The organism is Trinickia terrae (assembly GCF_005144415.1).
GTDB lineage: Bacteria > Pseudomonadota > Gammaproteobacteria > Burkholderiales > Burkholderiaceae > Trinickia_A > Trinickia_A terrae.
The window spans coordinates 127,707-151,206 of record NZ_SWJE01000003.1; the positions used below are offsets into that span (position 1 = coordinate 127,707).

The 23,500-nt window shown below is 60.4% G+C and carries 14 protein-coding genes, 2 tRNA genes, 3 rRNA genes and 1 pseudogene; 12 read left to right on the forward strand and 8 right to left on the reverse strand.

From position 1 onward, the window contains the following. Positions 1-13: 13 nt before the first annotated feature. On the reverse strand, positions 14-154 hold the full coding sequence (locus FAZ69_RS34590) for a hypothetical protein (RefSeq protein ID WP_498063349.1): 141 nt from the start codon (positions 152-154) through the stop codon (positions 14-16). Between FAZ69_RS34590 and mltA the strand changes: the two genes are divergently transcribed. Continuing rightward, positions 153-1,307, forward strand: a complete 1,155-nt coding sequence (gene mltA, locus FAZ69_RS05835) for a murein transglycosylase A (RefSeq protein WP_500809259.1) — start codon at positions 153-155, stop codon at positions 1,305-1,307. The genes FAZ69_RS34590 and mltA overlap by 2 nt on opposite strands. Positions 1,308-1,394: 87 nt before the next feature. On the opposite strand, the gene paaK is transcribed toward mltA, so the two are convergent. From paaK to paaN, 5 genes are all read right to left on the reverse strand, one after another. Beyond that, on the reverse strand, positions 1,395-2,699 hold the full coding sequence (gene paaK / locus FAZ69_RS05840) for a phenylacetate--CoA ligase PaaK (RefSeq protein WP_136893012.1): 1,305 nt from the start codon (positions 2,697-2,699) through the stop codon (positions 1,395-1,397). 118 nt (positions 2,700-2,817) lie between these two features. Further along, positions 2,818-3,273 (reverse strand): hydroxyphenylacetyl-CoA thioesterase PaaI, encoded by a 456-nt coding sequence (gene paaI / locus FAZ69_RS05845; protein ID WP_136893013.1) that lies wholly within the window; start codon positions 3,271-3,273, stop codon positions 2,818-2,820. Position 3,274: 1 nt separating this feature from the next. Then, entirely contained in the window at positions 3,275-4,066 is a 792-nt protein-coding gene (paaG, locus tag FAZ69_RS05850) for a 2-(1,2-epoxy-1,2-dihydrophenyl)acetyl-CoA isomerase PaaG (RefSeq protein ID WP_136893014.1), read from the reverse strand. 73 nt (positions 4,067-4,139) lie between these two features. Then, positions 4,140-5,342, reverse strand: coding sequence for a 3-oxoadipyl-CoA thiolase (gene pcaF / locus FAZ69_RS05855; protein ID WP_136893015.1), 1,203 nt, complete (start codon positions 5,340-5,342; stop codon positions 4,140-4,142). 94 nt (positions 5,343-5,436) lie between these two features. Next, positions 5,437-7,146: a phenylacetic acid degradation protein PaaN gene (gene paaN / locus FAZ69_RS05860; RefSeq protein WP_136893016.1), complete on the reverse strand. Its 1,710-nt coding sequence runs from the start codon at positions 7,144-7,146 to the stop codon at positions 5,437-5,439. Between the two features lie 135 nt (positions 7,147-7,281). On the opposite strand from paaN, the gene FAZ69_RS05865 reads away from it, so the two are divergent. The 7 genes and pseudogenes from FAZ69_RS05865 (at position 7,282) to tnpC (ending at position 15,774) form a co-directional block, all read left to right on the forward strand. Continuing rightward, the gene (locus FAZ69_RS05865) at positions 7,282-8,058 is read left to right on the forward strand and encodes an enoyl-CoA hydratase (RefSeq protein ID WP_136893017.1); all 777 of its coding nucleotides are present in this window, start codon (positions 7,282-7,284) and stop codon (positions 8,056-8,058) included. Between the two features lie 469 nt (positions 8,059-8,527). Then, positions 8,528-10,058, forward strand: a 16S ribosomal RNA gene (locus FAZ69_RS05870). Between the two features lie 65 nt (positions 10,059-10,123). Further along, positions 10,124-10,200: transfer RNA gene (locus tag FAZ69_RS05875), tRNA-Ile, on the forward strand. A gap of 46 nt (positions 10,201-10,246) precedes the next feature. After that, a tRNA-Ala gene (locus FAZ69_RS05880) sits at positions 10,247-10,322 on the forward strand. A 324-nt stretch (positions 10,323-10,646) separates the two neighbouring features. Beyond that, positions 10,647-13,527 (forward strand): 23S ribosomal RNA (locus FAZ69_RS05885). A gap of 182 nt (positions 13,528-13,709) precedes the next feature. Further along, a 5S ribosomal RNA gene (gene rrf, locus FAZ69_RS05890) occupies positions 13,710-13,822 on the forward strand. Together the 16S, 23S and 5S rRNA genes with 2 tRNA genes alongside form the textbook arrangement of a ribosomal RNA operon. Before the next feature lie 380 nt (positions 13,823-14,202). Further along, positions 14,203-15,774 (forward strand): annotated as a pseudogene (gene tnpC, locus FAZ69_RS05900) (IS66 family transposase). Here tnpC and FAZ69_RS05905 read toward each other — a convergent pair. Beyond that, on the reverse strand, positions 15,739-16,938 hold the full coding sequence (locus tag FAZ69_RS05905) for a M20 aminoacylase family protein (RefSeq protein ID WP_136893018.1): 1,200 nt from the start codon (positions 16,936-16,938) through the stop codon (positions 15,739-15,741). The pseudogene tnpC and the gene FAZ69_RS05905 overlap by 36 nt on opposite strands. A gap of 202 nt (positions 16,939-17,140) precedes the next feature. Here FAZ69_RS05905 and FAZ69_RS05910 point away from each other — a divergent pair, with 202 nt between their 5' ends. Together FAZ69_RS05910 and FAZ69_RS05915 are read left to right on the forward strand one after the other, a co-directional pair. Next, a complete protein-coding gene (locus FAZ69_RS05910) occupies positions 17,141-19,219 on the forward strand; it encodes a molybdopterin-containing oxidoreductase family protein (RefSeq protein ID WP_136893019.1) in 2,079 nt (692 codons plus the stop codon). 154 nt (positions 19,220-19,373) lie between these two features. Then, positions 19,374-21,047, forward strand: a complete 1,674-nt coding sequence (locus tag FAZ69_RS05915) for a long-chain fatty acid--CoA ligase (protein ID WP_136893020.1) — start codon at positions 19,374-19,376, stop codon at positions 21,045-21,047. A 116-nt stretch (positions 21,048-21,163) separates the two neighbouring features. Here the strand turns inward: FAZ69_RS05915 and FAZ69_RS34415 are convergent, their stop codons facing one another. Continuing rightward, on the reverse strand, positions 21,164-21,379 hold the full coding sequence (locus tag FAZ69_RS34415; RefSeq protein WP_136893021.1) for a hypothetical protein: 216 nt from the start codon (positions 21,377-21,379) through the stop codon (positions 21,164-21,166). 637 nt (positions 21,380-22,016) lie between these two features. Here FAZ69_RS34415 and coq7 point away from each other — a divergent pair. After that, positions 22,017-22,658 (forward strand): 2-polyprenyl-3-methyl-6-methoxy-1,4-benzoquinone monooxygenase, encoded by a 642-nt coding sequence (coq7, locus tag FAZ69_RS05925; protein ID WP_136893022.1) that lies wholly within the window; start codon positions 22,017-22,019, stop codon positions 22,656-22,658. Positions 22,659-23,047: 389 nt separating this feature from the next. Further along, a complete protein-coding gene (mraZ, locus tag FAZ69_RS05930) occupies positions 23,048-23,476 on the forward strand; it encodes a division/cell wall cluster transcriptional repressor MraZ (RefSeq protein WP_136893023.1) in 429 nt (142 codons plus the stop codon). The last annotated feature ends 24 nt before the right edge of the window (positions 23,477-23,500 follow it).

Genomic DNA, 23,500 nt, shown 5'->3' on the forward strand with positions numbered 1-23,500 from the left:
CCTTTCGGTACGCCTATCGAAGCGGGCGCTTGTTGCCCGGATTCTTCTTTCTGCCCGACGCCGTCCATACGACGATGAAAATCAATAGGGCCAGCGCCAGAAACGCTTCCAGCGCGAAGATCAGCATCGGATATTCGTTGAGCAAATCAGACATGGCGGTTTCCATCAAGAACGAACATTGTAAGCGTATCGGCTTTCGGGCAGCGGGCTGGGCCGCGGCGGTCGCTGCCGCCGTGCTGGTTGCCGCGTGCGGCGGCAGCTCGGTGGTGCGGCCGACGGTTTCGCCGCCGACGGGCGCGGCGACCATCCCTGGCCAAGTGGCGGCGGCGCGCCTGACCCCCGTCGCGTGGCAGCAGGTGCCCGGCTGGGAAGACGATACGTTGATCGGCGCGACGGCCGCGCTGCGCCAGAATTGCCTGCGCCTTGCCCAGCAGCCGAACTGGCGGCGCGCGTGCGCGGCGGTAGCGCAACTCGACGACCTCGACTTCGCGAGCGCGCGAACGTTCTTCGAAACCTACTTCACGCCGTTCCAGTTCGCCAACAGCGACGGCACGCTGGACGGCCTCGTGACCGGCTACTACGAACCGCTGCTGCACGGCGCCCGCACGCGCCGCGGCCCTTACCAATACGCGCTCTATCGCTGGCCGAGCGGCTATCGTGCCGGCGCGGCGCTGCCGGCGCGCGCGCAACTCGAGCGTTCGGGCGTGCTCGAGGGCAACGAGCTCGTGTGGGTCGACGACCCGATCGAGGCGTTCTTTCTGCAGGTGCAAGGGTCGGGGCGCATCGTGATGGAGGACGGCAGCGTGATGCGGGTCGGCTTCGGCGGCACGAACAACCAGCCGTACAAATCGATCGGCCGCTGGCTGCTCGATCGCGGCGAGCTGACACCCTCGCAGGCGACGATGCAAGGGATCAAGGCTTGGGCGCGCGCGAATCCGGGGCGTGTCGATGCCTTGCTGGATACGAACCCGCGTTTTGTCTTCTTCCGCGAGATGCCGTCGACCGAGACGGCGCCTGGCGGCGGCTCGGATGGGCCGATCGGCGCGCTCGGCGTGCCGCTGACGCCGGAGCGCTCGATCGCGGTCGATCCGTCGTCGATCCCGCTCGGCACGCCGGTCTTCCTGCAGACGACGCGGCCGATGACGAACGCGCCGATGAATCGGCTCGTCTTCGCTCAGGACACCGGCAGCGCGATCAAGGGCGGCGTGCGGGCCGACTACTTCTGGGGACTCGGCGACGACGCCGGCGATCTGGCCGGCAAGATGAAGCAGACCGGGCGGATGTGGCTGCTGCTGCCGAATTCCTGAGGCGCTTCGTACGGGCGTGGCTTGATTGAGGCGCGCGGTGTTGCCGCGCGCCGTATCCGTCGCTTTCGCTCGAGCGAGCGCCCTGCTTCAAACGCCGAGCTTGCGCTTGTCGATCACGCGCCTGGCCTTCCCCACCGACCGCTCGATCCCGTTGACCGGCAACACGTTCACTACGGCGCTGATCCCGATCAGGGCCTTGATGTCGTAGGCGAGCGCCTGTCTGGCGTTGTTCAGCGACGTTGAATCGGGCGCGGTTTCGGGGCAGGGTTCGACGTTGAGCGTGAACACGTCGAGCGGCCCTTCCTTCGTCAGCACGATCTGATAATGCGGCGCGAGCGCGTGCTGCTTCAACAGAAGCTCTTCGATCTGCGTCGGAAACACGTTCACGCCGCGCACGATCATCATGTCGTCGGAGCGCCCGGTGATCTTCTCCATGCGGCGCATCGTGCGCGCGGTGCCGGGCAACAGGCGCGTCAGGTCGCGCGTGCGATAGCGGACGACAGGCAGCGCCTCTTTCGTGAGCGACGTGAACACGAGTTCGCCGAGCTCGCCGTCGGGCAGCACTTCGCCGGTTTCCGGGTCGACGATCTCCGGATAGAAGTGGTCTTCCCAGATCGTCGGGCCATCCTTCGTTTCGACGCATTCCGAGGCGACGCCGGGGCCCATTACCTCGGATAGCCCATAGATGTCGACGGCATCGATGCCCATGCGCTTTTCGATCGCGACGCGCATGTCGTTGGTCCACGGCTCCGCGCCGAAAATACCGATGCGCAGCGAGCAATGCGCGGGGTCGACGCCCTGCCGCTCCAGCTCGTCGGCGATCGACAGCATGTAGCTCGGCGTCACCATGATGATGTCGGGCTTGAAGTCCTGGATCAGCTGGACCTGCTTTTCGGTCTGGCCGCCGCCGAACGGAATCACCGTCAGGCCCGCGCGCTCCGCGCCGTAATGCGCGCCGAGACCGCCCGTGAAGAGCCCGTAGCCGTAGCTCACATGGACCTTGTCGCCGCGCCGCGCGCCTGCGGCCCGGATCGAGCGGGCCACAAGATTGGCCCAGGTGTCGATGTCGCGCGCCGTATAGCCGACGACCGTCGGCTTGCCCGTCGTGCCGGACGATGCGTGGATGCGCGAAAGCTGTTCCTGCGGCACGGCAAACATTCCGAACGGATAGTTGTCGCGCAGGTCGCGCTTGGTCGTGAATGGAAACTTCGACAGATCGGCGAGCGACTTCAAATCGTCCGGGTGTACGCCTGCATCGTCGAACTTGCGCCGGTAGACCGGGGAGTTTTCGTAGGCGTGCTTGAGGGACCATTTCAGCCGATCAAGCTGGAGCGCCGCGAGTTCGTCGCGGCTCGCCTTTTCTATCGGCTCGAGCGGGAGTGAGGTAGTCATCGGGTGTCTCCTACATCGTTACTGATATGGGGCGCGAAGTTGCGATGCGCTTCGCGATAGCTTTCATCAGGGCGGATCGGTGGCGCGGTCGAAGTGCCGGGACGGCGCCGAGCCGATGCTAGTGATCGACGGGGATCACGTGACCCTTGATATGCGCCGACTTGCCGCGAAACATCGCAACCGTTTCGCCGGCGCGATTGGTCACGCGGATGTCGTAGATGCCGGTGCGTCCGCTCAGGACTTGCTCGACGGCCTCGGCCGTCAGCACGTCGCCGCCGTGGACGGGTCGCAGGAATTCGATCGAGCAGCCCGATGCGACGGTGTTGATGTTGTAGGAGTTACACGCGAAGGCGAACGTCGAATCGGCCAGCGTGAACATGAGTCCGCCGTGGCAGATGTTGTGGCCGTTGAGGAAATCCGGACGAACCGTCATGCGCATGCGCGCGTAACCGGCGCGTACTTCCAGCAGCTCGAAGCCGAGCGCGCGGCTGCATGTGTCGGCGTCGAACATGGCTTGTGCGGTGGCCCGCGCCAGTTCGTCGGGCGAGAGGGATTCGTGGGCTTGGGAAGACATCTCAACGTCCTTCGAAGCGCGGCGCGCGTTTTTCGATGAAGGCCAGCACGCCCTCGGCATAGTCGTGCGACTTGCCGAGCTCGCGCTGCAGGTCGCGCTCGAGATCGAGTTGCTGGTCGAGCGTTTGCGTCGTGCTGGCGCGCATCGCGGTCTTGATCGCAGCAATCGCGCGCGTGGGCTGTTGCGCTAGCCGGGCGGCAAGCTGTGCGGCTGCGCCGGGCAGTTCCGCATCGTCGACGACTTGCCAGATGAGGCCCCAGCCGAGCGCTTGCTCGGCGCTCAGCTTGTCGCCGGTAATGGCGAGCCCCAGCGCGCGCGCCATGCCGATGCGTTGCGGCAGGAAGGCTGTGCCCCCCGAGTCCGGCAGCAGGCCGATTTTGACGAACGCCTGAATGAAGCTGCTCGAGCGTCCTGCAAGCACCAGGTCGCAGGCAAGCGCGAGATTCGCGCCCGCGCCGGCGGCCGTGCCGTTGACGGCCGCGATGACGGGCAGCGGCATCGCCTGCAGGCGGCGGATCAGCGGATTGAAATGCTTGTCGATGATCTCACCGAGGTCTGTCATCGCGCCGGGCGTGAAATCGAGGTCCGCGAGGTCCTGGCCGGCGCAAAAGCCGCGGCCGGCGCCGGTCAGCACCAGCGCGCGCGCGTTGGCCTTCTCGACGTCGTCCAGCGCCGCCATCAGTTCCTGATGCATCGCGCGAGTGAAGCTGTTGAGCTTGTCGGGGCGGTTCAGCGTCACTATTGCGACGTGGGCTGACGCGTCGATGTCGACGCGAATCGCTTCATAGGGCATCAAAGTGTCTCCTCTTTGGCTCCAAATCTGGCAGCGCATGTGAGCGCCTGCGGTTCGCTCACATGCGCTTTTTTCAAACGCGCTCGATCGCGAGTGCGATGCCTTGGCCGACGCCGATGCACATCGTGCAAAGGGCGTAGCGCCCGTCGGTTCGTTCGAGCTGGTATAGCGCGGTGGTGATGAGGCGTGCCCCGGACGCGCCCAGCGGGTGCCCAAGGGCAATGGCTCCGCCGTTCGGGTTCACGCGTGCGTCGTCGTCGGCGAGGCCGAGCATGCGCAGCACCGCGAGCCCTTGGGCGGCGAAGGCCTCGTTCAACTCGATGACGTCGAATTGCTCGAGCGACATGCCGAGTTGCGCGAGCAGCTTCTGCGTAGCTGGTGCCGGACCGATACCCATGACGCGCGGTTCGACGCCGGCCGTCGCCATGCCGATGACGCGGGCGCGGCGCCGCAAGCCGTATTGCTCGGCGGCTTCCGCATTGGCGAGCAGCAGCGCGCATGCGCCGTCGTTGACTCCCGAGGCGTTGCCGGCCGTGACCGTGCCGTCGGGGCGTACGACACCCTTCAACTTGGCGAGCGCCTCCAGCGACGTTTCGCGCGGATGCTCATCGAGCGTGACCTGAATCGAATCGCCTTTCTTCTGCGGGATATCGACCGGCACGATTTCCTGCGCGAGCGTGCCGTCCCGTTGCGCGCGAGCTGCTTTTTGCTGACTGCGCACGGCGAACGCATCTTGATCGGCACGGCTGATCGAGAAATCGGCAGCGACGTTTTCGGCCGTCTGCGGCATCGAATCGATGCCGTAATCGCGCTTCATCAGCGTGTTGACGAAGCGCCAGCCGATCGTCGTGTCATGAATTTCAGTCTGGCGCGAAAAGGCGCTCGCGGCTTTGCCCATGACGAACGGCGCACGCGTCATGCTTTCCACGCCTCCCGCGATCATCAAGCGAGCTTCGCCTGCTTTGATCGCGCGCGCCGCGGTGCCGACCGCGTCCATGCCGGAGCCGCACAGGCGGTTCAGCGTCGCGCCCGGCGCGTCGGTCGGCAAGCCCGCCAGCAGCGCGGCCATGCGCGCGACGTTGCGGTTGTCCTCCCCGGCTTGATTGGCGCAGCCGTAGATGACATCGTCGAGCGCGCGCCAGTCGACGTCCGGATTGCGTTCGATCAACGCTTTGATGGGTACGGCGGCGAGATCGTCGGCGCGAACGTCTTTCAGGACACCGCCGTAGCGGCCGAACGGCGTGCGAATCGCATCGCAGATAAATGCATCGGTCATCGGAATTCCCAGCGAGCGGTGCGCGTGCGCTTAAGGCACGCGCTTCAACTCATAGTAGTGACGAAGGCAGTGCGGTTCGATTCGGTCAAACGGTCTATGCCGCTTGGCCGGCTTCCGCACCAGCGGCTTTCGGGGCAACATGAACCCGGCTTTGCACGACTCGGAAGCGGTTCGCGACAAAGGCCGCGTCCGAGAGCGCCGCGTTGGCCGCGGGGTTCGCGCCGGTGCCGTGGAAATCGGAGAACGCCGCCGACTGATTGACGAAGACGCCACCCGTCAGGTTGATGGAAAGCGCAACGCCGCCGCGGATCGATGCCTCATGCGCGGCTTCGATCTTCGCGTCGTCGGTGCTATAGACGGAGAGCGTCAAGGCACCGTGTTCCGCAGCGATGGAGCCTGCGAGGTCGAGCGACTGGGCTGTCGAATCGGTAGCGATCACGAACGAGATGGGGCCGAACCACTCACCGGTGAATGTGCTCGCGTCCTTGGCGGCATCCAATTGCAGAACGAGCGGCGTGCGAACACGCGCACCAGAGAACACGGGGTGCTCGAGCGGCTGGCTCTCGACGAGCACGCGGCCCAGCGAGCGCGCTTCCTCGATCCGGCGTGCGACGCCGTCGTTCTGGATCGCGCCAAGCAGTTCGACCGCGCGGGCCGGGTCGGCTACGAGCTTTTGCACGGCGCCCGCGAGCGCCTGGGCGATGTCGTCGAAACTCATGTGGCCGTCGGTGGTGCGGATGCCGTCGCGCGGCACATAGATGTTCTGAGGTGCCGTGCACATCTGGCCCGAATAGAGCGCGAGCGAGAACGCGATGTTTCGTGCGACCGCTTTGATGTCGTCGGCGGAGTCGATCACGATCTGGTTGACGCCCGCTTTTTCGGTGTACACCTGAGCTTGGTGAGCATTACGTTCGAGCCAGGTGCCGTTCTGGGTGCTGCCGGTGAAGTCGATCAGCTTGATATCGGGGCGCAGCGCGAGATCTTGGACGAGAGCGCCGTCGTTCGGCTCCGTCGCCAGCAACGTGACGACGTTCGGATCGAAACCCGCTTCGCGCAATACGTCACGCGCGATGCGGACAGTGATGGCAAGCGGCAGAATTGCCCCCGGATGGGGTTTGACGATGACCGCGTTGCCCGTGGCCAGGTCGGCAAACAGGCCAGGGTAGCCGTTCCAGGTCGGAAAAGTGCAGCATCCGAGAACGAGGCCGATGCCGCGCGGAACAATCGCATAGCGCTTTTGCATCGAGAGTGGCGGGTTCTTGCCTTGCGGTTTCTCCCAGTGCGCTTCCGAGGGAATGCGGCGCAGCTCGTTCCACGCATAGGCGATTGCTTCGAGCGCGCGGTCCTGGGCGTGCGGGCCGCCCGCCTGGAAGGCCATCATGAATGCTTGGCCGGTCGTGTGCATCACGCTGTGCGCAATCTCGAAACTGGCGCGATTCAGGCGGGAGAGGATTTCGAGGCTGACCCCAACCCACGTTTTGGGGCCTGCCGCACGCCAGCTTTGCTGGGCTGTCTTGGCCGCGGCGATGAGTGTATCGACGTCCGCCTTCGGATAGCGAACTCCCAGCTGGAAGCCGAACGGCGACTGCTCGGCACCGATGGTTTCGCCGTTGGTCGGCTGGTCGAGTTGAAACGCCTGGTTGAGCCGCGCTTTGAAGGCGGCTTCTCCATCGGCGGCGCCGGTTTCCCCGTACACTTTGGGACTCGGCATTTCTGCAAACGGGCTCCAGTAGCCGCGTGTCTCGATGGCGGCGAGGGCGTTGTTCAGCGTGTCTTCGTGCTTCGTGAATAGGACGTGTGTCATGGCGGAGGGAACGATGGCTGAGCGATTGAGAGATTCTGCCGATTAATTGACCGACCGGTTGGTCGGAGAATGGTAGCATCAAACAAATGCATGCGCGAAGCGTTTTCGCATTTCATTGATCTATATGGAGGATGCATGGCTTACGAAAACATTCTGGTCGAAACCCGGGGGCGGGTCGGAATGGTGACGCTGAATCGCCCGAAGGCGCTCAATGCGCTCAACGATGCGCTGATGGACGAGTTGGGCGTTGCGCTCAAGGCATTCGATGCAGACGACGGCGTTGGTGCGATCGTGTTGACCGGTAGCGAAAAAGCGTTCGCGGCGGGCGCGGACATCGGGATGATGGCGACCTATTCCTATGTGGATGTCTACAAAGGCGACTACATCACTCGCAATTGGGAAACCGTGTGCACGATCCGCAAGCCGATCATTGCGGCCGTTGCGGGATTTGCGCTCGGGGGTGGTTGTGAACTGGCGATGATGTGCGACATCATCATCGCGGCGGACTCGGCCAAGTTCGGCCAGCCGGAGATCAAGCTCGGAATCATGCCCGGGGCGGGCGGTACGCAGCGTTTGCCGCGCGCTGTTTCAAAGGCGAAGGCGATGGACATGTGCTTGACCGCGCGCTTCATGGACGCCGCGGAGGCCGAGCGGGCAGGGCTGGTGTCGCGAGTCGTTCCGGCTGTGTCGGTAATCGAAGAGGCGGTGGCAGCGGCGGCGACGATTGCTGAGTTTCCTTTGCCCGCGGTGATGATGGTGAAGGAGTCGGTGAATCGTGCTTACGAGACGACGCTTGCAGAGGGCGTTCATTTTGAGCGGCGTCTGTTCCATTCGCTTTTTGCGACCGAAGATCAGAAGGAGGGAATGGCGGCGTTCGTCGAAAAGCGCAAACCTGTGTTCAAGCATCGATAGATGCGACTTCAAAAAACCGCTTGCCAGCGTGTTGGGTGGGGACTAGAATCCTGGTCTTTCGCGCTTCGGCCAAGGTTTGGTAGCGAGGCGCGGGGGACGGGAGGAAGGCGGGAGGCCCAGGGTTGACGGGGCTTTCGGCGCGGTCGGCGAGTTGAGTGGTTAAAAAAACTTGTTGACGGGGTGCAAAAGGTTCTTCATAATTTCGTTTCTCTGCTGCTGATGCAGCGACGCAAGACGGTAGCGAAGTTGGGTGCTGTTGAGCGATGCGATCTTTAACAATTTACAGCCGATAAGTGTGGGCGCTTGATGGCGACGCGGGCGGGTTCTTCGGAGCTTGCCGACATAGCGAAAGTATCAAGTCTCACACAGTATTAGAGGAAGGTTTGTCTGTCGAAAGACGGATTAATCATCGTCAGTACGTTGAGTGAGCGACCGATTCTTAATTGAATCGAAAACAGTAACAGGCATTGAACTGAAGAGTTTGATCCTGGCTCAGATTGAACGCTGGCGGCATGCCTTACACATGCAAGTCGAACGGCAGCACGGGAGCAATCCTGGTGGCGAGTGGCGAACGGGTGAGTAATACATCGGAACGTGTCCTGTAGTGGGGGATAGCCCGGCGAAAGCCGGATTAATACCGCATACGATCTATGGATGAAAGCGGGGGATCTTCGGACCTCGTGCTATAGGGGCGGCCGATGGCAGATTAGCTAGTTGGTGGGGTAAAGGCCTACCAAGGCGACGATCTGTAGCTGGTCTGAGAGGACGACCAGCCACACTGGGACTGAGACACGGCCCAGACTCCTACGGGAGGCAGCAGTGGGGAATTTTGGACAATGGGGGCAACCCTGATCCAGCAATGCCGCGTGTGTGAAGAAGGCCTTCGGGTTGTAAAGCACTTTTGTCCGGAAAGAAATCCTTGGTCCTAATATGGCCGGGGGATGACGGTACCGGAAGAATAAGCACCGGCTAACTACGTGCCAGCAGCCGCGGTAATACGTAGGGTGCGAGCGTTAATCGGAATTACTGGGCGTAAAGCGTGCGCAGGCGGTTCGCTAAGACCGATGTGAAATCCCCGGGCTTAACCTGGGAACTGCATTGGTGACTGGCGGGCTAGAGTGTGGCAGAGGGGGGTAGAATTCCACGTGTAGCAGTGAAATGCGTAGAGATGTGGAGGAATACCGATGGCGAAGGCAGCCCCCTGGGCCAACACTGACGCTCATGCACGAAAGCGTGGGGAGCAAACAGGATTAGATACCCTGGTAGTCCACGCCCTAAACGATGTCAACTAGTTGTTGGGGATTCATTTCCTTAGTAACGTAGCTAACGCGTGAAGTTGACCGCCTGGGGAGTACGGTCGCAAGATTAAAACTCAAAGGAATTGACGGGGACCCGCACAAGCGGTGGATGATGTGGATTAATTCGATGCAACGCGAAAAACCTTACCTACCCTTGACATGGACGGAATCCCGCTGAGAGGTGGGGGTGCTCGAAAGAGAACCGTCGCACAGGTGCTGCATGGCTGTCGTCAGCTCGTGTCGTGAGATGTTGGGTTAAGTCCCGCAACGAGCGCAACCCTTGTCCTTAGTTGCTACGCAAGAGCACTCTAGGGAGACTGCCGGTGACAAACCGGAGGAAGGTGGGGATGACGTCAAGTCCTCATGGCCCTTATGGGTAGGGCTTCACACGTCATACAATGGTCGGAACAGAGGGTTGCCAAGCCGCGAGGTGGAGCCAATCCCAGAAAACCGATCGTAGTCCGGATTGCACTCTGCAACTCGAGTGCATGAAGCTGGAATCGCTAGTAATCGCGGATCAGCATGCCGCGGTGAATACGTTCCCGGGTCTTGTACACACCGCCCGTCACACCATGGGAGTGGGTTTTACCAGAAGTGGCTAGTCTAACCGCAAGGAGGACGGTCACCACGGTAGGATTCATGACTGGGGTGAAGTCGTAACAAGGTAGCCGTATCGGAAGGTGCGGCTGGATCACCTCCTTTCTCGAGCTTAACGTGTCCAAGTTAAGCGCTCACGCTTATCGGCTGTAGATAAAGACAGGCTTAAGGGGTCTGTAGCTCAGTCGGTTAGAGCACCGTCTTGATAAGGCGGGGGTCGTTGGTTCGAATCCAACCAGACCCACCAATTGTCTGCGGTGGCTGGAGATCGGATCCCTTGGAGTGTCAGGTACGGGGGATTAGCTCAGCTGGGAGAGCACCTGCTTTGCAAGCAGGGGGTCGTCGGTTCGATCCCGTCATCCTCCACCAATCACCAACGAGAAGCGTTCGGAAATGTGAGTTTCGAGCGAGTGTTTCTCATTGGCGATTGAGCCAGTCAGAGCGGTAGGTTGAAAGACTTATCGGCTGTCGTTCTTTAACAATCTGGAAGAAGTAGTAATGGATCGCGTGAAGCGCTTAGAGATGGGCGTGAATCGCGATCTGGGTTGTGATTGTATCGATGTATCTCAAGGCCGTCGTGAAGACGGATTTGGAATACGGCACAACGCGAAAACTCAGCCTGTAGCGAGCTTTGCATCGGGCCGTCGTAAGCGCTAACGCGCTAACGATGGCCGAGAGACATACTCGTTATAGGGTCAAGCGAACAAGTGCATGTGGTGGATGCCTTGGCGATCACAGGCGATGAAGGACGCGGTAGCCTGCGAAAAGCTTCGGGGAGCTGGCAAACGAGCATTGATCCGAAGATGTCCGAATGGGGAAACCCACTCCGAATGGAGTATCCATAGCTGAATACATAGGCTATGTGAAGCGAACGCGGTGAACTGAAACATCTAAGTAACCGCAGGAAAAGAAATCAACCGAGATTCCCAAAGTAGTGGCGAGCGAAATGGGATCAGCCTTGTACTCTTTATTTGTATTGTTAGCCGAACGCTCTGGAAAGTGCGGCCATAGCAGGTGATAGCCCTGTAGGCGAAAACAGTATGAAAGAACTAAGTGTACGACAAGTAGGGCGGGACACGTGAAATCCTGTCTGAAGATGGGGGGACCATCCTCCAAGGCTAAATACTCGTGATCGACCGATAGTGAACCAGTACCGTGAGGGAAAGGCGAAAAGAACCCCGGGAGGGGAGTGAAATAGATCCTGAAACCGCATGCATACAAACAGTCGGAGCCTCGCAAGGGGTGACGGCGTACCTTTTGTATAATGGGTCAGCGACTTACGTTCAGTAGCAAGCTTAACTGATTAAGGCAGGCGTAGCGAAAGCGAGTCCGAATAGGGCGTTCAGTTGCTGGGCGTAGACCCGAAACCAAGTGATCTATCCATGGCCAGGTTGAAGGTGCGGTAACACGTACTGGAGGACCGAACCCACTAACGTTGAAAAGTTAGGGGATGAGCTGTGGATAGGGGTGAAAGGCTAAACAAACTTGGAAATAGCTGGTTCTCTCCGAAAACTATTTAGGTAGTGCCTCGTGTATCACCTTCGGGGGTAGAGCACTGTCATGGTTGAAGGGTCCATTGCGGATTACTTCGCCATAGCAAACTCCGAATACCGAAGAGTGCAATCACGGGAGACAGACATCGGGTGCTAACGTCCGGTGTCAAGAGGGAAACAACCCAGACCGCCAGCTAAGGTCCCCAAATATGGCTAAGTGGGAAACGAAGTGGGAAGGCTAAAACAGTCAGGAGGTTGGCTTAGAAGCAGCCATCCTTTAAAGAAAGCGTAATAGCTCACTGATCGAGTCGTCCTGCGCGGAAGATGTAACGGGGCTAAGCCATATACCGAAGCTGCGGATGCGTGCTTGCACGCATGGTAGGAGAGCGTTCCGTAAGCCTGCGAAGGTGCGTTGAAAAGCGTGCTGGAGGTATCGGAAGTGCGAATGCTGACATGAGTAGCGATAAAGGGGGTGAAAGGCCCCCTCGCCGTAAGCCCAAGGTTTCCTACGCAACGTTCATCGGCGTAGGGTGAGTCGGCCCCTAAGGCGAGGCAGAAATGCGTAGCTGATGGGAAGCAGGTCAATATTCCTGCACCATTGTTAAATGCGATGGGGGGACGGATCGCGGAAGGTTGTCCGGGTGTTGGACGTCCCGGTCGCTGCATTGGAGAAGGCGCTTAGGCAAATCCGGGCGCGCAATTCAAGGGTGTGGCGCGAGCGACTTCGGTCGCGAAGCAATTGGAAGTGGTTCCAAGAAAAGCCTCTAAGCTTCAGTTTAACAATGACCGTACCGCAAACCGACACAGGTGGGCGAGATGAGTATTCTAAGGCGCTTGAGAGAACTCGGGAGAAGGAACTCGGCAAATTGGTACCGTAACTTCGGGATAAGGTACGCCCCTGTAGCTTGACTGGCCTGCGCCAGAAGGGTGAAGGGGTTGCAATAAACTGGTGGCTGCGACTGTTTAATAAAAACACAGCACTCTGCAAACACGAAAGTGGACGTATAGGGTGTGACGCCTGCCCGGTGCCGGAAGATTAAATGATGGGGTGCAAGCTCTTGATTGAAGTCCCGGTAAACGGCGGCCGTAACTATAACGGTCCTAAGGTAGCGAAATTCCTTGTCGGGTAAGTTCCGACCTGCACGAATGGCGTAACGATGGCCACACTGTCTCCTCCCGAGACTCAGCGAAGTTGAAGTGTTTGTGATGATGCAATCTCCCCGCGGCTAGACGGAAAGACCCCATGAACCTTTACTGTAGCTTTGCATTGGACTTTGAACCGATCTGTGTAGGATAGGTGGGAGGCTATGAAACCGGAACGCTAGTTTCGGTGGAGCCGTCCTTGAAATACCACCCTGGTTTGTTTGAGGTTCTAACCTTGGCCCGTGATCCGGGTCGGGGACAGTGCATGGTAGGCAGTTTGACTGGGGCGGTCTCCTCCCAAAGTGTAACGGAGGAGTACGAAGGTACGCTAGGTACGGTCGGAAATCGTGCTGATAGTGCAATGGCATAAGCGTGCTTAACTGCGAGACCGACAAGTCGAGCAGGTGCGAAAGCAGGTCATAGTGATCCGGTGGTTCTGTATGGAAGGGCCATCGCTCAACGGATAAAAGGTACTCTGGGGATAACAGGCTGATACCGCCCAAGAGTTCATATCGACGGCGGTGTTTGGCACCTCGATGTCGGCTCATCTCATCCTGGGGCTGTAGCCGGTCCCAAGGGTATGGCTGTTCGCCATTTAAAGAGGTACGTGAGCTGGGTTTAAAACGTCGTGAGACAGTTTGGTCCCTATCTGCCGTGGGCGTTGGATATTTGAAGGGGGCTGCTCCTAGTACGAGAGGACCGGAGTGGACGAACCTCTGGTGTACCGGTTGTCACGCCAGTGGCATCGCCGGGTAGCTATGTTCGGAAGAGATAACCGCTGAAAGCATCTAAGCGGGAAACTCGCCTTAAGATGAGATATCCCCGGGGACTTGATCCCCTTGAAGGGTCGTTCGAGACCAGGACGTTGATAGGTCGGGTGTGGAAGCGCAGTAATGCGTTAAGCTAACCGATACTAATTGCCCGTACGGCTTGATCCTATAACCAGTCTGTTTTACGGCCAGTGTCAGCGCTTGAGCGCTTACTCTGGACCCATGCAAAGCTCTGGTTGAGTGATCGTTGTGCCACCCAATCACAACCCCATCCATTACTCCCTAGGCTAACCCTAGACTTCTTCCCAGATTGGCTGCCGCGCCCACGCGCGAGGCAGCAACAAGTCATGCCTGATGACCATAGCGAGTTGGTACCACCCCTTCCCATCCCGAACAGGACCGTGAAACGACTCCACGCCGATGATAGTGCGGATTCCCGTGTGAAAGTAGGTAATCGTCAGGCTCCTCTCATAACCACAACCCCACCCCATAAAGGTGGGGTTGTGGCCGTTTACAACCCACACAAAAACGCTTCTATCGTAAGCGTCCGACCACGACCGTTCTTGACAGCGTGTTGATATCGAACAATTGAACGTAGCGTGTTGAGTTCAGGCGGCGTCGGAGTGAAGCTGTGATCCGCTTGGGTTTTCTGGACAGTGTCGAGCGTTAGTCGTCGACGCTATTGATGCCTTCGACCACCGGCCGGAGGCCGATGGCGGCAAGGTCCATCTGGCGGCGGCACAACTGTCGATGTTGCTCGAAGGTATCGATTGGCGGCAACCGCGTCGTACTGCTGCACTGTCGATGTTGTAAACCGCGAGGAAGGCTCGCAAACTGCGCCCCATGTCGAACGGCGCCGAACTTCCTGACGATGTTGAAACCCTGCGGACCTTGCGGTCGAGGCTCGTGCTCAGCTTGCCGAACGCGATCTTGAGATCAAGCAGCTCAAGGCGCAGATCGACAAGCTCAAGCGCATGCAGTTCGGACGCAAGTCCGAGCAGTTGGACCGGGAGGTCGCGCGGCTCGAAACCGCGCTCGAAGATCTGACGGGTGAGCGTGGCGTCGCCGATGTGCGACGCGCCCGCCAATCGAGCGCGAGCCCGCCTTTCGGCGACGCGTCGCCGAAAGAGGCGTTGCCGCCGCATCTGCCGCGCGAAGAACGCGTGCTGGAAGCTGAGGCGACCTGCCCGACGTGCGGCAGCGCCATGCAGCCACTCGGAGAAGACGTGTCCGAGCAACTCGCCCGAGTGGCGGCGGCGTTCAAGGTGATTCGCACGATCCGGCGCAAGACGGTCTGTTCGTGCGGCCACCACGTCTCACAGCCGCCCACGCCCGGCCTGCCGATCACGCGCAGCATCGCCCATCCGAGCCTGCTGGCCGACATCCTCGTCTAGAAGTACGTTGACCACACGCCGTTGTACCGGCAGTCGCAGATTGCCGCACGCGACGGCGTGAAGCTCGATCCGGCCAGCATGGGACGTTGGGTCGGCCAGTGCGACGCACTTTGCGAGCCGCTGACCGCGGCGCTGCGCCGCTACACGACGGCAACTGCGAAGCTGCACGCGGAGGACACGCCGATCCCGGTGCTTGCGCCGGGCAACAAGAAGACGAAGACCGGACGGCTCTGGGTGTACGTGCGCGACGACAGTCGTTCGGGCTCGGCGGAACCAGCGGCGGTGTGGTTTGCCTACTCGCCCGACCGCAAGGGCATTCATCCCCAGACCCATCTGGCCGGATTCGAGGGCATCCTGCAGGCCGACGCCTACAGCGGCTTCAACGAACTGTACGAGAGCGGCAAGATCCGTGAAGCTGCATGCATGGGATCATGCGAGACGGTACCTCTACGAAGTTCTCGACCGCACGCCAACCGACGCGACCCGGCAGGTGCTCGAACTGATCGGCGAACTCTACGGCATCGAGGCCGACATCCGTGGCAAAGCCGCTGCTGAACGGCTGCGCGTGCGGCAGGAGAAAAGCGTGCCGCTGCTTGCGGCCATCAAGGCGTGGATGACGGACAAGCTCGCCACGCTATCGAGGAAATCCGATCTGGCGAAAGCGATCCGTTACTCGCTCAACCAGTGGGATGCACTCGTGCTGTACTGCGAGGAAGGCCGTGCCGAGATCAGCAACGCCCTGGCCGAAAACGCGCCGCGCTGTGTGAGTTTGGGTCGCAAGAACTTCTTGTTCACCGGCTCCGATAGCGGTGGCGAGCGGGCTGCTGCGATGTACGGTCTGATCGGGACGTGCAAGCTCAACGGGATCAACCCGCGCGCCTACCTCGAATACGGCCTGACTCATATCGCTGACCATCCGATTAACCGCATCGACGAACTGTTGCCCTGGAACGTGATCGCGTTAGGCGCGAAGGCGACGATCGTGTCACACCTTCCGGGCAAACAAAAAACGCTGTGCTAGTCGAACCCAATAGGTCGAGCCAATGGGGAGCAACTCGTCGTTGAAGTCATAACTCGCGTTGTGCAGCATGCATGGTCCGGCGCCGTGACCTGCTTCTCGATGTCCTCCATCGCCATTGCCGAGAAAAGCGTAGCAGCCAGGCTTCGCTAGTAGCATGAAGGAGAAATCCTCTGCGCCCATCGTCGGTTCGACGGCGTCATCCACGTGAGCCGCACCCGCGATCTCCCGCATGACCTCAGCCGCGAATCGCGCCTCCTCGGGACTGTTGATCGTCGGTGGGTAGTTGCGATGGAACGTCACCTCGGCGGAACAATCGTAAGCCGACGCCGTGGCCTCGACGATCTTTCGCATACGCGATTCGATCAGGTCGAGCGTTTCGGTCGTGAACGTGCGCACCGTACCTGCCAGCCAGGCATCGTCGGGCACGACGTTTACTGCGTCGCCAGTATGAATTTGGGTGATCGAAAGGACCGCCGTATCGAGCGGCTTCTTGTTTCTCGTGATGACGCTCTGCAGCGCATTCGCGATTTGAACTGCGGTAAACACCGGGTCCCGGCCGTTATGTGGCAATGCGGCATGCGCGCCGACCCCTTTGATGTCGATCCGAAACTCGTTGCTCGAGGCCATGATCGGGCCTTCGGTCACGCCAAAGTGACCGGCCGGCATCCCCGGCCAGTTGTGCATGCCGAAGACGGCATCGACCGGAAATCTCGTGAACAAGCCGTCGTCGATCATAGCCTTGGCGCCAGCTCCCCCTTCTTCGGCCGGTTGAAAGATGAAGACGATCGTGCCGTCAAAATCGCCGTGTTTCGAAAGATATTGCGCGGCGCCAAGCAGCATCGCCGTATGTCCGTCGTGGCCGCAGGCATGCATCTTTCCGGCATTTTGCGAGCGATGTTCGAAAGAGTTGAGCTCTTGAATCGGCAGTGCATCCATGTCGGCGCGAAGGCCAATCGATCGAGTTCCGGTGCCGCGCTTCAGGACGCCCACCACGCCGGTTTTGCCAAAGCCGCGGTGGACCTCGATGCCCCATTCCGTCAGGCGCTGGGCAACCAGATCAGCGGTTTGAATTTCTTCGTAACGAAGTTCGGGATGGGCGTGGATCGTTCGTCGAAGCGTTTGGATTTCGCCGTGCGCCGCGTGAATTTCTGGGATCAGTTTCATGATGCCTTCGACTTCGTTGTGCGTTGCGTCTCGAGGACGGGAATCCTGATTGGTTCATTCTACGCTCATGTGGTTTTGAGGCGATTTCAGATCAATAACGGCCCAAGGGCGTAATGGCCTCGAGCGTAATAAAATTGCATGGCGTCGCCGCAGTGCGGTTAAGCGGCCCAATCGACAGCCCTCACCAGCACGGACACCGACAATGAACGCCCCCACCGAATTCGCACGCGCTGTTTGCCCGCACGATTGCCCCGACACTTGTGCGATGCGTGTCACGGTAGAGAAGGGGAGGGCGATCAAAGTGGCCGGCGATCCGGATCATCCGCCGACTCAAGGGGTGCTTTGCACCAAAGTCAGCCGCTATGCCGAGCGCGTTCATCACCCGAAGCGTCTGACGACGCCGCTCAAGCGCGTCGGCCGCAAGGGAGAGGGCAGTTTCGAGCCGATTAGTTGGGACGAAGCGTTCACGTTCGCGGCTTCGCGGCTGACTGAAATCACGTCACGCGAGCCGCAAGCGCTCTTGCCATATAGCTACGCCGGCACGATGGGGCTCGTGCAAGGGGACAGCATCGCTCAGCGGTTCTTTCACCAACTGGGGGCGTCGCGACTGGATCGCACGATCTGCGCGGCAGCCGGAGCAGCGGGCCTCAAATACACGTATGGCGCCAGCATCGGCATGCTCACCGAGTTCTTCGAAGAAAGCGAACTGATTCTGATCTGGGGCGCCAACCCGATCGCGTCGAATTTGCATTTCTGGACCCGCGTCCAGGAAGCGAAGCGTCGGGGGGCTCGGCTCGTCGCCATCGATCCCTACCGCTCGCTCACGGCAGAAAAATGCCATCAGCACATTGCGCTGCGCCCAGGCACGGACGGCGCGTTCGCGCTGGGGATGATCCACGTCCTCATCGTCGAGGACCTGCTGGACCATGCGTATATCGCCGGGCATACGTTGGGTTTCGACGAACTCAAAGCGCGCGCCATGACGTATCCGCCGTCGCGCGTCGCGCACATTTGCGGTGTCGAGGAGCGTGAAATCGTCGACCTGGCCCGGCTCTACGGCAAGACACGCAAGGCCGCAATTCGCTTGAACTACGGGATGCAGCGCGTGCGCGGCGGCGGCAACGCAACCCGCGCGATCGCGTGCCTGCCGTCGCTGAGCGGCGCGTGGCGCGATCGGGCTGGGGGATTGTTGATGTCGTCGTCAGGGTGGGCGCCTGTCGATGCGCATGCCCTTCAGCGTCCCGATCTGATACCCGGATGGCCGGCGAACCAGCCTCGTGTCGTCAATATGAACGCCATCGGCGACGCGCTGCTTCATCCTGGCAACGACGTCTTCGGGCCGAAGATCGAGGCGTTGATCGTCTATAACTCGAACCCGGTTGCGGTGGCGCCGGATTCGGAGTGCGTTGCGGCGGGCTTCGCGCGTGAGGATCTGTTTACGATCGTCCTCGAGCATTTTCAGACCGATACGGCCGACTACGCCGATCTGTTGCTGCCGGCCACCACGCAGCTCGAGCATTTCGATCTGCACAAGTCCTACGGGCACACGCATGTGATGGTGAACCAGCCCGCTATACCGCCCGTCGGCGAAGCATTGCCGAACACCGAGATTTTTCGCGGCATTGCCCGGAAGATGGGGCTGCAGGAGCCGGCGCTCTACGAAAGCGACGAAGAGGTCGCTCGCACGGCGCTTCGCTGGAGCGACCCGGCATTCGACGGCGCGGATTGGGATGCGTTGAAGCAGGCCGGCTGGATCAAGCTGAAATTGCCGGATGCGCCGTTCGCCAATGGCGGTTTTCGCACGCCGTCGGGCAAATGCGAATTCGTCAGCGCGAGACTTGCTGCCGAAGGCGCCGATCCGGTGCCCGATTACCTGCCTCCGCATGAATCCACCGACGGCGCGCCGGAATTGGCTGCGCGATATCCGCTTGCGATGATTTCGCCGCCGGCGCGCAACTTTCTGAACAGCAGCTTCGTCAACGTCGAGAGCTTGCGCGCGACGGAAGGCGAACCGCATCTCGACATGCATCCCGGCGATGCGGCGCTGCGCAACATCGGCGAGGGCGACATCGTGCGCGTGTACAACGACCGCGGCTCGATGCAGGTGCGCGCCCGCGTGACCGATCGTGCGCGCCGAGGCGTAGTGGTCGGTTTGTCGATCTGGTGGAAGAAACTCGCCCCCGACGGACGAAACGCCAATCAAGTCACGAGCCAGGCGCTGACCGACCTAGGCGGTTCCGCGACCTTCTACGATTGTCTTGTCGAAGTCGAGCGCGTCTGACAACTCGTAAACCGTCCGACGCAACCCGCCTGAAACGCCGGTCTAAATTCGAGGAGACGTTCGAGAACAGTATCTAACCCGGTTGTTTCCGGCCAGGCGAGCCGTTAGGATGCGTTTTTTAGCACGACCATTCGAAAATCAGAGGAGACGCCCGATGGACAAAATTTGGCTGAAGTCATATCCGCCTGGCGTTCCCGCCGAGATCGATCCTGCTCAGTATGCTTCGGTCGGCGAACTACTCGAGGAGAGCTTCGACCGCTATCGAGCCAAGCCGGCGTTCGTCTGTATGGGCAAGTCGATCACCTACGGCGAGCTCGACGAGCAGTCCCGCAAGCTCGGCGCCTGGTTTCAGTCGAAGGGGCTCGCGCAAGGCGCGCGCATCGCGGTCATGATGCCGAACGTGCTGCAGTATCCGGTGGCGATCGCGGCAATTCTGCGCGCGGGCTATACGGTCGTGAACGTGAATCCGCTGTATACGCCGCGCGAACTCGAGCATCAGCTCAGGGATAGCGGCGCCGAAGCAATCATCCTCCTCGAAAATTTCGCCACGACGCTGCAGGCGGTCGTGCGCAATACGTCGGTCAAGCATGTGATCGTGGCGTCGATGGGCGACCTGATGGGCGCGAAGGGACTGATCGTCAACTTCGTCGTGCGGCGTATCAAGAAGATGGTGCCGGCGTGGAGCCTGCCGGGTCACGTCAAGTTCAACGACGCCGTCGCCCAAGGCGAGCGCCAGGCGTTCAAGGCGCCACAACTGAAACCCAGCGACATCGCGTTCCTGCAATACACGGGCGGGACTACCGGGGTTGCCAAGGGCGCGACGCTCACCCATCACAATATCGTCGCGAACGTCTTGCAGTCGGCGGCGTGGCACGAGCCGGCGCATGCACTGCACCCCGAAGTCGAGCAGGTGATCAACGTGGTCGCGCTGCCGCTTTATCACGTGTTTGCCTTGACCGTCTGCGGGTTCCTCACGCTGCGCACCGGCGGCCTAGGCCTCCTGATTCCGAATCCGCGTGACATCGCCGGGATGATCAAGCAATTGAAGGATTATCCGATCAATACGTTCCCGGCCGTCAACACGCTATACAACGCGATGCTCAATCATCCGGACTTTTCGAAGCTCGATGTTTCGAAGCTGATGGTGGCGAACGGCGGGGGGATGGCGGTGCAGGAGGCGGTGGCGAAGCGCTGGTATGCGGCGACGCGTGCCCCCATCGTCGAAGGCTACGGCCTTTCGGAGACTTCGCCGTGTGTGACCTGCAACCCGGTCACGGCGACCGAGTATAGCGGCACGATCGGCGTGCCGCTGCCGTCGACCGAGGTCTCGATTCGCGACGACGAAGGCAACGAGCTGCCGCTCGGGCAGGCAGGAGAGATCTGCATTCGCGGTCCGCAGGTGATGGCGGGCTACTGGAACCGGCCGGACGAAACGGCGAAGGTCATGACGGCCGACGGGTTCTTCAAGTCGGGCGACATCGGCGTGATGGACGAGCGCGGTTACGTGAAGATCGTCGACCGGAAGAAGGACATGATCCTGGTGTCGGGCTTCAACGTTTATCCCAACGAGATCGAGGACGTGGTGGCGAAGCATCCGGGGGTTTTCGAGGTCGCTGCGGTGGGGGTCCCGGACCAGCATTCCGGTGAGGCGGTGAAGCTTTTCATCGTCAAGAAGGACCCGGCGCTCACCGATACCGACGTGTTCGCGTTCTGCAAGGAGCAGTTGACGGGCTACAAGCGTCCGAAGCTCATCGAGTTTCGCAGCGAGCTCCCGAAATCGAATGTCGGCAAGATTTTGCGCCGCGAACTGCGCGACGGGGCGCGGTAGGGAGAGCGCTGCTTGCGCATGCGGCGGGAGCGCAATACGCACCACAATGCGTTGCGAAAGAAGGAAAAGGCCCTCGCCGGATGACCGGCCGAGGGCCTTTGGGCTTGATTCGAACGTCAGAACTTACGCCGGATGCCTGCGGTCGCGACGGCCAGATTTTGCGTGGACGACGCCGGCAGGTTGTTGATTGCCGCGACTGCTCTAGTGTTCGTCGAGTCGTAGCCGGAAGCATGCTGCCATGCGCCGATCAAATAGATGTCCGTGCGTTTCGAGAGGAAGTAGTCGGCGCCCAAGTTGACCTGGTGATATTTCGCGCCGTTGTCGGCCGGCATGTTGGGCCTTGCGTGTAGGCGTACGCGACGCCAAGCAGGAGCGACGCGGTCGATTGGTATTTGAAGTTGACTTCGGCGTTGTTGAACGTCGCGGTGCCCGTGAAATTGCTCGGGTTCAGTCCGGCTCCGCTCACGGAGTCCAGGTCCTTGAATCGCACGTTGCCGTATGTCGCCCCGACTGTCGCGGCGCCGTATGAATAGGCGCCGCCGGCGGAGATGACCTGCTGCGTCTTGGTTGCGGTTGTTCAGGTTGTCGAGGTTCGGGCGTGGACTGCGGCGGCAAACGAACTCAACGCTGCGAGCGCGACAAGCGATTTCTTCATTCCATCGCTCGCTGATTCGAGTCTCTTTTTTGAGAAGACAAATAGTTGCGAATGCTAATCGTTGTATGAAAGCAATATCGCGAAAAGCGGTGTGTAATGTAACAAAGCGCATACATATGGCAAGGATGAGAAAGCCACTTGGAAGCTTCCCGTTTCATTTGTGCGACATCGTCTAAACTTTAGGGTTTACCGCTCTTTTTTATGATGAGCGACAGTGCTCATGGAGCATCGCGGCCACCCATGGTGGCGATGGCTTGCGATGCGAGAGGGGCGGATGGGCCGTTCGGACTAAGTTTTGAATCAGGGAGAGGCGGATGACGCTAGACGAATTGATCACCGAATTTGACCGGGGTTTGCGGTCGATGGCAGGCGTTAGCCGCATGAGCCGTCCCGTTCCGACGCCGCCCGCGGTGGAAGCCGAGTCCGCCGAACCGGTGCAGTTGACGCCCGCGGAGCGTGCGCATTCGGCAGGGCTGATGCGAGTCAATCATGTCGGCGAAGTGTGCGCGCAAGCGCTCTACCAGGCTCAAAAGCTGGCGACCAACTCGGCGTCGCTCAAGGCGGCCTTCGAGCATGCGGCGAGCGAGGAGGAAGACCATCTCGCATGGACCGCGCGCCGGCTGGCCGACCTCGATTCGCGGCCGAGTCTGCTTAATCCGTTTTGGTACGCGGGCGCTCTCGTCATCGGCTTTGCGGCGGGCAGCCTTGGCAACAAGGTGAGCCTCGGCTTCATGGCGGAGACCGAACGTCAGGTCGAGCGGCATCTCGAGAGCCATCTCAAGAAGCTGCCCGAGGCGGACCGCGAGTCGCGCGCGATCGTCGATCAAATGCGCGTCGACGAGATTTCCCACGGCAAGACGGCGACGGAATCGGGCGGCGTCGAACTGCCGTTTCCGGTTCGCGCGCTGATGCGCGCGGCGTCGAAAGTCATGACCCGCACCGCCTACTACGTGTGAAACGCCAGCTTCGGACGATGCTCCCCGCATCGTCCGTCCATGCATCTCGAATTCGCCCGTCTTCCGCCCCCTCCCATCTCCGCAGAACGCTTGTCGTCCACGCATTTGCCCCGGGCTTCTCACGTATCACCTTCACAAGATGCAGTAGCTCGTTCATTTATAACGATTTTCAAGATTTGTGCGTGACATGAGGGACCGAACGTAAGTCCTTGTTCTAACAAACAAAATTCGTCAAAAAAACGGTTTGCTCCCTTGACCGGCCTTGGGCGTTACTCTAAAGTGGGAGACAGTGTGAGAAAGTGTATTTTTGTGTGATTTATCGGGTCGTTTCGGCTAGATTTTTGAGATCGCGCGACCGGAGCTCGGTGCGCTGAACGGGGGATGGAAAAGTGTTCCAAGGGGCGTCGGCGCTGACGCTCGATGCGAAAGGGCGGATGTCGGTTCCGTCTCGCTATCGGGAAGCGCTGCAAGGACAGGCAGAAGGACGGGTGACGCTGACCAAGCACCCGGACGGCTGCCTGTTGCTGTTTCCGCGCCCGGAGTGGGAGCTGTTCCGCCAGAAAATCGCCGCGTTGCCGATGGATGCGCACTGGTGGCGCCGGATTTTTCTCGGCAACGCGTCGGATATCGATCTCGACAGCGCCGGGCGGATTCTCGTGTCGCCGGAATTGCGATTGGCCGCAGGGTTGGAGAAGGAAGTGATGTTGTTGGGCATGGGCAGCCACTTTGAGTTGTGGGACGCGCAGACGTACGCCGCGAAGGAACAGGCGGCGATGGCGCAGGGCATGCCGGAAGCGTTGAAGAATTTCACGTTCTGATCGCGGTTTACAGATAGGACGCCT